This window comes from Streptomyces javensis (assembly GCF_039525925.1).
Lineage (GTDB): Bacteria > Actinomycetota > Actinomycetes > Streptomycetales > Streptomycetaceae > Streptomyces > Streptomyces asiaticus.
The window spans coordinates 20,742-32,216 of record NZ_BAAAIF010000032.1; the positions used below are offsets into that span (position 1 = coordinate 20,742).

The 11,475-nt window shown below is 72.7% G+C and carries 1 protein-coding gene; it reads left to right on the forward strand.

What is annotated here, in order from left to right; all coding sequences use genetic code 11:
* Positions 1-398 precede the first annotated feature (398 nt).
* Positions 399-11,447, forward strand: coding sequence for a type I polyketide synthase (locus ABD329_RS26145; RefSeq protein WP_344316982.1), 11,049 nt, complete (start codon positions 399-401; stop codon positions 11,445-11,447).
* The last annotated feature ends 28 nt before the right edge of the window (positions 11,448-11,475 follow it).

The following is an 11,475-nucleotide window of genomic DNA, read 5'->3' on the forward strand; positions in this document are numbered from 1 at the left end:
TCGAGGGGCGGCCTCCGAAGAGGTGTCAGCCGGAGACCGCGGGAGTGGAAATGAGGAACTCCTGAACGCGAGCGGCGCTCGCCACCGAGACCGTCATCAATGTCCTCACCTCCTGCTTTCCTCAACGCGCGGCAACACGGACCAACACGGCCCGCACGGAACGGAGAAACCGTAGCCCATCCCCGCACGGGGCGCCATCCATTTTTCCTTCGTTGAAAAACGAAGGGCCGCAATCAACCGCCCTGTGACCAGGGGAACATGACCCCGAGCAACGGCCACCGAACATGCTTGCGCACCCGCCGGAGGCTGAGGTACCTTCGCGGCAGTTGATCTTTGTTTTCACGCGCGATAAACGGGTCAGATCACCAGGTCACCAGGTCACGGGGGAGTGTACCTAGTTGTCCACAGTCGCCGATTCGGCATGGCATCACGATGTCCATGATTCGGTAGCGGTCATCGGTTTCTCCTGTCGTTTACCGGGGGCCCGGACGCCCGAGGAATTCTGGCGGCTGCTCAGCGAGGGCGCGGACGCGGTCACTTCCGTACCGGAAGATCGATGGACCCCGCGGCAATCGGACGCCCCGCGGCAATCCGACGGCGAGTACGGGGCCCGAGCAGAAGCTGAGACCGAAGCGGAAGCCGAAGCGGGAACTGAATTCGGCGCGTTCCTCGACGAGGTCGACCACTTCGACGCCGACTTCTTCGGCATATCGCCGCGCGAGGCCGCCGCCATGGACCCGCAGCAGCGGCTGATGCTCGAACTGGGCTGGGAAACCCTGGAGGACGCGGGCCTCACACCGGCCCGGCTCGCCCAAGGACGGACGGGGGTGTTCGTCGGAGCCATCAACGACGACTACGCCACGCTGCTGCGGCGGCACGGCGGCGACTCCGCGGTCACCCATCACACCCTGACCGGCCTCCAGCGCGGCATGATCGCCAACCGGCTCTCCTATCTGCTGGACACCCGCGGCCCCAGCATGGTGGTGGACTCGGGGCAGTCGTCCTCGCTGGTCGCGGTGCACACGGCCTGCCAGAACCTGCGCGACGGCGAATGCGACACCGCGCTCGCGGGCGGGGTCCACCTCAATCTCGCCTACGACGGCGCGCTGAGCGCCGCACGCTCGGGCGGGCTCTCCCCCGACGGCACCTGCTACACCTTCGACGCCCGGGCCAACGGCTTCGTCCGCGGCGAGGGCGGCGGTCTGGTGCTGCTCAAACCCCTCGCCCACGCGCTCGCCGACGGCGACCGGATCCACGGGGTGCTGCGCGGCGGCGCGGTCAACAACGACGGCGGCGGGGACAGCCTCACCACCCCCAGCCGGACCGCCCAGGCGGAGGTGTTGCGCCGGGCGTACGCCGCGGCCGGGGTCGCCCCCGACGAGGTGCAGTACGTCGAACTGCACGGCACCGGCACGCCCGTCGGCGACCCCGTCGAGGCGGCGGCGCTGGCCGAGGCGATCGGCGCCGCGCGGACGAAGGACCGTCCGCTGCTGGTGGGGTCCGCCAAGACGAACGTGGGCCATCTGGAAGGGGCCGCGGGGATCACCGGCCTGATCAAGGTCCTGCTCTCCCTGAAGGCTGCACATCTCCCGCCCAGCCGCAACTTCCGCTCCCCCAACCTCGCGATTCCGCTGGAGGAGTGGAATCTGCGGGTGCAGACCGAGCTGTCGGCATGGCCGCGCCCGGACGCGCCGCTGATCGCCGGGGTGTCGTCCTTCGGCGTCGGCGGGACCAACGCCCATGTCGTCGTGGAGCGGGCCCCGGTGGTCTCACCCGCCACGAGTGCGGACGAAGGCGTTGCGGGCGCGTGGGCTGGTGAGGTGCTGCCGTGGGTGCTCTCGGGCCGGACTCCGGCCGGGGTGCGGGCGCAGGCGGCACGGTTGCGGTCGTTCGCGGCGGCCGGTTCGGCCAGTGGTTGGGCCAGTGGTTCGGCGGAAGGTGGCGTCTCCCCCGCCGACATCGGATGGTCGCTCGCCGAGCACCGGGCCGCCCTGGAGCACCGTGCCGTGGTGGTCGCCGGGGACCGCGATGCGTACCTGGCCGGGCTGGACGCACTGGCCTCCGGTGAGCCCTCCGCCCAGGTGGTGGCCGGGGTGGCCGGGGTGGCCGGCGAGTCGGCCGCCGGTCCGGTGTTCGTCTTCCCGGGGCAGGGCTCGCAGTGGCTGGGCATGGCCGCCGAACTGCTCGACGCCTCACCCGTGTTCGCCGAATCCATCGACCGCTGCGCCCGGGCCTTGGCCCCCCACACCGACTGGGACCTCGTCGACGTACTGCGGGACACCGAGGACGGCACCGTGCTGGAGCGGGCGGAGGTGCTGCAACCCGCGCTCTGGGCCGTGATGGTCTCGCTGGCGCGGGTGTGGCGTTCGCTCGGCGTCGTCCCGTCGGCCGTCGTGGGCCACTCGCAGGGCGAGATCGCGGCCGCGTGCGTGGCCGGAGCGCTCTCCCTGGAGGACGGTGCCCGGCTGATCGCCGTACGCAGCCGACTCGCGGCGGCGCTGATCGGCCGGGGCGGCCTCGCGTCCATCGGCGCGTCGGAGGAGCGGGCGGCCGAACTGCTCGCGGCCCGGGACGACGTATGGATCGCCGCGGTCAACGGCCCCGGGGCGACGGTGGTCGGGGGCAGCCTGGAGGGGCTGGCCGAGGTCACGGCCCGGGCGGAGGCCGCCGGGCTGCGCCATCGCGCGGTGGCCACGGCGTATGCCTCGCACACCCCGCATGTCGAGGCGATCCGCGAGGAGTTCCTGCGGCTCGCCGCGCCGGTCGCGCCGCGCGCCGGGGACGTACCGATGTACTCGACCGTCACCACCGCCCCCGTCGCGGGCGAGGCGCTGGACGCCGAGTACTGGTACCGCAACCTCCGCGAACAGGTCCGCTTCCACGACACCGTCCAGAACCTGATCGCCGACGGCAACTCCCTCTTCCTGGAGAGCAGTTCACACCCCGTGCTCACCACCGCCGTCCAGGACACCGGCGGCCTCGCCGTCGGCACCCTGCGGCGGGGCGAGGGCGGCACGCGGCGGCTGCTGCTCTCGCTGGCCGAGCTGTGGGTGCGTGGAGCCGCCCCGGACTGGGCGCGGGTGTTCGCCGGGACCGGCGCCCGCCGGGCCGAGCTGCCCGGCCGCGCCTTCCTGCGGCGGCGCCACTGGTTCGGCACCGTGGCCTCCCCGGCGGCCACCGCGGGCGCCACGAGCCTCGATGTGGTTCATCAGGTGCGGGCCCAGGCCGCCGCCGTCCTCGGACATACGACGGTGGCCGAACTCGACACCGGACGCACCTTCAAGGACCTCGGGTTCGACTCGATCTCGCTCAGCGATCTGTGCAACCGCGTCAACGCCACGCTGGGCACCCGCCTCTCCCCCGCCGCGCTCTTCAGCCACCCGACCCCGGCCCGGCTGGCGGAACACCTCGCCGCCGCCCCCTCCTCCGCACCCACCCCGGAGGCCGCCACCGACGCCGACGAGCCGATCGCCATCATCGGGATGAGCTGCCGCCTCCCCGGTGGGGTGCGCTCCCCTGAGGACCTGTGGCGGCTGGTGGCGGACGGACGGGACGCCATTTCGCCGTTCCCGGACGACCGCGAATGGGATCTGGAGAGGCTGCACGGCACCGAGGGCGCCGGCAGCAGCTTCGCCCGGAGCGGTGGATTCATCGACGGGGCCGCGGACTTCGACGCCCGCTTCTTCGGCATCTCGCCGCGCGAGGCCCTGGCGATGGACCCCCAGCAGCGGCTGCTGCTGGAGACCTCCTGGGAACTGCTGGAACGGGCGGGCATCGCGCCCGACGCGCTGCGCGCCACCCGTACCGGTGTGTTCGTCGGCGCCATGGACCAGGAGTACGGGCCACGGCTGCACGAGGCGCCGGAGGCGGTGGACGGCTATCTGCTCACCGGCAAGACCGCCAGCGTCGCCTCCGGCCGTATCGCCTATCTGCTCGGGCTCACCGGGCCCGCCATCACCCTGGACACCGCCTGCTCGTCATCGCTGGTGGCCCTGCATCTGGCGGTGCAGTCGCTGCGCCGGGGAGAGTCCTCGCTGGCCCTGGCCGGTGGGGTCACCGTCCTCAACACCCCGGGAATCTTCACCGAGTTCAGCCGCCAGGGCGGGCTGGCCCGCGACGGCCGGTGCAAGGCGTTCGCGGCCGGGGCCGATGGCACCGGAATGGCCGAGGGCGTCGGCATGCTGCTGGTGGAGCGGCTGTCCGACGCCCGCCGCAACGGCCATCGGGTGCTCGGCGTGATCCGTGGCACGGCGGTCAACCAGGACGGCGCCTCCAACGGCCTCACCGCGCCCAACGGCCTCTCCCAGGAGCAGGTGGTCCGGCAGGCACTGGCGGACGCGGGGCTGTCGGCGTCCGACGTGGATGTGATCGAGGCACACGGCACGGGCACGGCGCTCGGCGACCCGATCGAGGCGCAGGCGCTGCTCGCCACGTACGGCCGGGACCGGCCCGCCGACCGGCCCGCGCTGCTGGGGTCGGTGAAGTCCAACATCGGCCACACCCAGGCGGCGGCCGGAGTCGCGGGCGTCATCAAGGCGGTCATGGCGATGCGCCACGGTGTCGTCCCCGCCACGCTGCACGTGGACGAGCCGACCCCGCACGTGGACTGGGCGTCCGGCGGCGTGGAGTTGGTGACGGAGGCGATGGGCTGGCCCGAGGCCGGACGGGCGCGGCGGGCCGGAGTCTCGTCGTTCGGCATCAGCGGGACCAACGCCCATGTGGTGCTGGAACAGGCCCCACCGGCCACCGTCCCCGCTCCCGTCGCTTATCCCGCCCACTCGCTCGTCGAGGCGGAGGGTGTGCTGCCGTGGGCGGTGTCGGGCCGGTCGCCCGCCGCGCTGCGGGCGCAGGCGGCCCGGCTGGGTGCGTTCGCCGCCGCCTCCGACGCCACGCCGTCGGACATCGGGTGGGCGCTGGCGACGCGGCGGGCCGCCATGGAACACCGTGCGGTGGTGGTGGCCGGGGACCGGGAGGACTTCCTGGCCGGGCTGGACGCGATCGCCGCCGGGGAGCCCTCCGCCCAGGTGGTGGCCGGGGTGTCCGGCGGGTCGACCGCCGGTCCGGTGTTCGTCTTCCCAGGGCAGGGGTCGCAGTGGGTCGGCATGGCCGCCGAACTGCTCTCCAGCTCATCGGTGTTCGCCGAGTCCGTCGACCGCTGCGCCCAGGCGCTGGCCCCGCATATCGCTTGGGACCTGCTCGATGTGCTGCGGGCGACCGGGGATGACGCGGTGCTGGAACGGGTGGATGTGGTCCAGCCCGCCCTCTGGGCCGTGATGGTGTCCTTGGCGCAGGTGTGGCGTTCGCTCGGCATCGAGCCCTCCGCCGTCATCGGCCACTCCCAGGGCGAGATCGCGGCCGCGTGTGTGGCCGGTGTGCTGACCCTGGAGGACGGCGCACGGCTCGTGGCGCTGCGCAGCCGCCTCATCGCGCGAGACCTGGCCGGACTCGGCGGCATGGTCTCCCTCGCGACCTCCGCCGACCAGGCGCGCGAGCTGCTGACCGGCCGCGACGACGTCTGGATCGCGGCCGTCAACGGGCCCGCCTCCACGGTCATCGCCGGGAGCCCCGCCGGACTCGCCGAGGCCACGGCAAAGGCCGAGGCCAGCGGAATCCGGACCCGTGCGATCGCCGTCGACTACGCCTCCCACACCCCGCACGTCGAACGCATCCGGGAGCAACTCCTCCAGCTCGCCGCCCCCATCACCCCCCGCCCCGGCGACATCCCCCTGTACTCCACCGTCACCGCCACCCCCATCGACGGCGGCACCCTCGACGCCGAGTACTGGTACCGCAACCTCCGCGAGCCCGTCCGCTTCCACGACACACTGCGGACTCTGCTGGCCGACGGCCATGCCCTCTACCTGGAGTCCAGCCCTCACCCGGTCCTCACCACCGCCGTCGAGGAGACCGGCCACGCCGCCGACCAGCACCTCCTCGCCAGCGGCACCCTGCGCCGTGACCAGGGTGGCGTCCGGCAGCTCCTCAACGCCCTCGCCACCCTGTGGGCCCACGGAGTGGCCCCCGACTGGGCAGCGGTGTTCGCACCGGGCGACGCCACAGCCGTCGATCTGCCCACCTACGCCTTCCAGCGCGAGCGCTACTGGCTCGCGCCCGTCGGCCCCGCCTCCGCCGTACGGGTAGATCTGCCGTCCGCCACCGTGGCGGCCGAAGGGCCCGAGGCGCTCGACGGCTTCGCACGCCGGGTGGCCGACGCCGCCGAGGGCGCGCCCCGGCTGCGGGTGGTGCTGGACGAGGTGTGTCGCCACGCGGCGGCCGTGCTGGGGCTGTCGTCGGTGGACGAGGTGGAGACGCGGAAGGTCTTCCGGGACCTCGGCTTCGACTCGCTGACCGCCGTGGAGCTGCGGAACCGGCTGGCCGTGGCCACGGGCGCGGCGCTCGCGCCGTCCGTCGTCTTCGACTATCCGACGCCCCTGACGCTGGCCCGGCATCTGCTGGACCGGATCACGGGCGGGCACGCCGCCGGAGCGGGCTCGTACGCGCCGGGCGCCGTTGGGTCGGTTGCGCCGGTTGGGCCGGTCGGGCCGGTTGGGCCGGTTGGGCCGGTTGGGACGGTTGGGGCGAGGGCGGCCGCCCTGGACGAGCCCATCGCGATCGTGGCCACGAGCTGCCGTTTCCCCACGGGCGTACGGTCGCCCGAGGACCTTTGGCGGCTGCTGCTGTCCGACCAGGACACGCTCTCCGCGTTCCCGGCGGACCGTGGCTGGGATCTCGGCACGCTGCGCCACCCCGACCCCGAACGCCCCGGCAGCAGCTATGTCCACCAGGGTGGATTCCTCCCGGACGCCGCCGACTTCGATGCCGACTTCTTCGGCATCTCGCCGCGCGAGGCGGTGGCGATGGACCCTCAGCAGCGGCTGCTGCTGGAGACCTGCTGGGAGGCCCTGGAACACGCGGGCATCGACCCGCTGTCGCTGCGCGGCAGCCGCACCGGGGTGTTCATCGGCCTCGTACCGCACGGCTACGGCGGCGCGGGCGCCGATACCGAGGGGTCCGAGGGCTACCTCTTCACCGGGGCCGCCGGAAGCGTGGCATCGGGCCGGATCGCCTACAGCTTCGGGCTGACCGGACCGGCCGTCACGGTGGACACGGCGTGTTCGTCCTCGCTGTTGGCGCTGCACCTCGCCGTACAGGCGCTGCGCAACGGCGACTGCGGGACGGCGCTCGTGGGCGGCGTCTCGGTGATCTCCACACCCGGTGTGTTCACCGAGTTCAGCCATCAGCGCGGACTCGCCCCCGACGGCCGCTGCAAGCCCTTCGCGGCGGCGGCGGACGGCACCGCGTGGGCGGAGGGCGTGGGCGTGCTGCTGGTAGAACGGCTGTCGGAGGCGCGCCGCAACGGACACCAGGTGATGGCCGTCATCCGTGGCTCGGCGATCAACCAGGACGGCGCCTCCAATGGCCTCACCGCGCCCAATGGGCCGTCCCAACAGGCCGTCATCCGCCAGGCGTTGGCGAACGCACGTCTCACGCCATCCGATGTCGATGTGATCGAGGCACATGGGACGGGTACGGCGCTGGGCGACCCCATCGAGGCACAGGCGCTGCTCGCCACGTACGGCCAGGGCCGATCCGCCGCACACCCGGTGCTGCTGGGCTCGATGAAGGCCCATGTCGGCCACACCGGCGCGGCGGCCGGAGTCGCGGGCATCATCAAGATGGTGCTGGCCCTGCGCCACGGTGTGGTGCCGCGCACCCTGCATGTGGACGAACCGACGCCGCAGGTGGACTGGGACTCCGGTGCGGTACGGCTGGTGACGGAGACCACGAGCTGGCCCGAGGCCGAACGGGCGCGCCGCGCGGCGGTGTCGTCGTTCGGCGTCAGCGGCACCAACGCCCATGTGATCCTCGAAGCGGCCCCGACGGCCGACACCGCACCCGCATCACCACCCACGGAGGGTGTGCTGCCGTGGGCGATCTCGGCTCGTTCGGAGGCCGCGCTACGGGCCCAGGCAGCGCAGTTGCGCGCTTTCGTGGCCACGAGCGATCGGCATCTCGCCGATATCGGCTCGACGCTGGCACTGCACCGGGCCGCGCTGGAGCATCGCGCGGTGGTCGTGGCCGCCGACCGGGACACCTTCCTGGCCGGATTGGACGCCATCGCCACCGGCGAGTCCGCCGCCCATGTGGTCAGCGGAGCGGTTTCGGGCGAGCCGCCCTCCGGTGCGGTCTTCGTCTTTCCGGGACAGGGGTCGCAGTGGGTCGGCATGGCCGCAGAACTGCTCGCATCATCGGCGGTGTTCGCCGAGTCCATCGACAGGTGCGCCCAAGCTCTCGCTCCGCATATCGACTGGGATCTTCTCGATGTGCTGCGGGCGACCGGGGATGATGCGGTGCTGGAGCGGGTGGATGTGGTCCAGCCCGCCCTCTGGGCCGTCATGGTGTCCCTGGCCCAGGTGTGGCGCTCGTACGGCATCGAGCCCTCCGCCGTCATCGGCCACTCCCAGGGCGAGATCGCCGCAGCGTGCGTCGCCGGTGTGCTGACCTTGGAAGACGGCGCACGACTCGTGGCGCTGCGCAGCCGCCTCATCGCCCGAGAACTCGCCGGACACGGCGGCATGGTGTCTCTCACGGCCTCCGCCGACGAGGCACACGACCTGCTGACCGGCCACGACGACGTCTGGATCGCCACCGTCAACGGCCCGACCTCCACCGTCATCGCCGGGAGCCCCACCGCGCTCACCGATGTCATGGCACAAGCGGAAGCCACCGGGATCCGGGCCCGTGCGATCGCCGTCGACTACGCGTCCCACACCCCGCACGTCGAACGCATCCGGGACCAGCTCCTCCAACTCGCCGCACCCATCACCCCCCACACCGGGCACGTGCCCATGTACTCCACCGTCACCGCCACCCCCATCGACGGCGACACCCTCGACGCCGAGTACTGGTACCGCAACCTCCGCGAACCCGTCCGCTTCCACGACACCCTCCACACCCTCCAGGCCGACGGCCACACCCTCTACCTCGAAACCAGCCCCCACCCCGTCCTCACCACCGCCATCCAAGAAACCAACGCCCACGCCACCGGCACCCTCCGCCGCAACCACGGCGACACCCAACAACTCCTCACCACCCTCGCCACCCTCTGGACCCACGGCCTCACCCCCAACTGGCCAACCATCCTCCCCCACAGCACCCCCACCAACCTCCCCACCTACCCCTTCCAACGCCACCGCTACTGGCTGGACGCCGCCGCCCCGGCCCGATCCCGCGCCAACGCGACGACGGGACCGGATCCGCACACCGGCTTCTGGGAGGCCGTGGAGCGCGAGGACCTGGAAGGGCTGGCGCGGACTCTGCGGCTGGAGGAATCGCAGGCGGAGTTGACGACCCTGCTGCCCGCGCTGTCGGCGTGGCATCGACGGCAGAGCGTGGCGTCCACGACGGACGCGTGGCGGTATCGCGAGGGCTGGAGGCCGCTGCCCGACACCACCGCGCCCGCGCTGTCCGGCACCTGGCTTGTGGTCCTCGCACCCGATCAGAAGGGCCGTGCGCCGTACGAGGCGATCGCCACCGCCCTCAGCCGACACGGGGCCACGGTGGAGACGGCGGTCGTGGCGCCTGACGATCCGCGCCGCTGGGCCGACACCCTCGCCGCCCTCACCGCACACACCACCGCGCCCGTCGTCGGCGTACTGTCGCTGCTCGCCTGCGACGAGGCCGCCGGGCCGCACCGCACCCTGCGGCTGATCCAGGGCCTGGAGGCGGCGGGGCTGTTCGCACCGCTGTGGTGTGTCACCCAGGGCGCGGTGTCCGCCAGCGACCACGATCCGTTGACCGGTCCGGCGCAGGCGCTGGTGTGGGGTCTGGGCCGGGTGGCGGCGCAGGAACTCGCCACCCGCTGGGGCGGGTTGGTGGATCTGCCCCAGGAGCTGGACGAACGAGCGACAGCCCGGCTGTGTGCCGTACTGGCCGCCGATGGCCACGAGGACCAGGTCGCGGTCCGCGCCACCGGGGCCCTCGGGCGCCGTATCGTCAGGGCGCCCCGTCTCGGCGATGTGCTCGACGACGGCTGGACGCCCGGCCCGGGCACGGTCCTGATCACCGGTGGCACCGGCGCCCTCGGCAGTCAGGTGGCCCGTCGGCTCGCGGCCCGTGGCGCCGAGCATCTGCTGCTCGTCAGCCGTCGCGGGGACGCCGCGCCAGGAGCGGACGAGCTGGTGGCCGAGCTGACCACCTCGGGGGCCAGGGCGACCGTGGCGGCCTGCGATGTCGGGGACGCCGGCGCGCTCCGCGCGCTTCTGGCGTCGATTCCGGCCGCGTACCCGCTGACCTCGGTGTTCCACACGGCGGCCGTCCTGGACGACGCCGCGATCACCGCGCTCACCCCCGAGCAGGTGGACCGCGTGCTGCGGGTCAAGGCGGATGCGGCGTGGCGGCTGCACGAGCTGACCCGGGACCTGGAGCTCTCCGCGTTCGTGCTGTTCTCCTCCCTGGCGGGCACCGTGGGCATGGTGGGTCAGGGCAACTACGCGCCCGCCAACGCCTATATGGATGCCCTGGCTCGCCACCGTCGCGCACGGGGGCTGGTGGCCACCTCCGTGGCCTGGGGCTCCTGGGCGCAGGGCGGTATGGCCGAACGGGACGCGGTCACCGAACTGCGGCTGCGCCATGGCGTACCGCTGCTGCCGCCGGAGTCGGCACTCCTCGCGCTGGAGGCGGCACTGGCGGATGACGAAACGGCCCTGGTGATCGCCGATATCGACTGGGACCGCTTCGCCCACGCCTACACCGCCGCCCGCCCCAGCCACCTCCTCGATGAGATCCCCGAGGCCCGGCGGGCGCTCGGCCAGGTCGACGCTGCGACGGCCCCGGCGCCGGGCGGCGGTACGGGCGGTACGGTGGCGGCCCTGCGCGACCCGCTCGCCGACGCCAAGCCCGAGGAGCGCGAACGGCGGCTCCTCGATGCCGTACGCGGCCAGGTGGCCGCCGTCCTCGGCCATGACTCGGCCGAGGCCGTGGGCACCAGGCGGCCGTTCCTGGAGCTCGGTCTGGACTCGGTGACGGCGGTGGAGCTGCGCAATCGGCTCGGGAACGTCACGGGGCTCCGGCTGCCCGCCACCGTGATCTTCGACTTCCCGACCGTGACCGAGCTCGTTGACTATCTGTACGCACAGCTCTTCACCGGCATCGACGGCGACCCGAACCCCACCGGTCGAGCTGCCACGGGTGACGGCACCCCCGAACTCGACCGCCTGGAACAGCTGGTGGTGTCGCTGCCGAGCGACGCCCCCGCCCGTTCCGAGATCGCCGACCGGCTGCGCCGGCTGCTCCGGTCCGCCGTGGACGCCGTGGACGCCGTGGACTCCGTAGCCACCGTGGACACCGTGGACACCACCGACGGGCCGGTGACCTCCGACGACCTCGAAGCGGCCACCAACGACGAGCTCTTCGACTACATCGAGAAGGAGTTCGGGATCTCCTGATCCCGTTTCGCCCACCCCGCTGACCAGC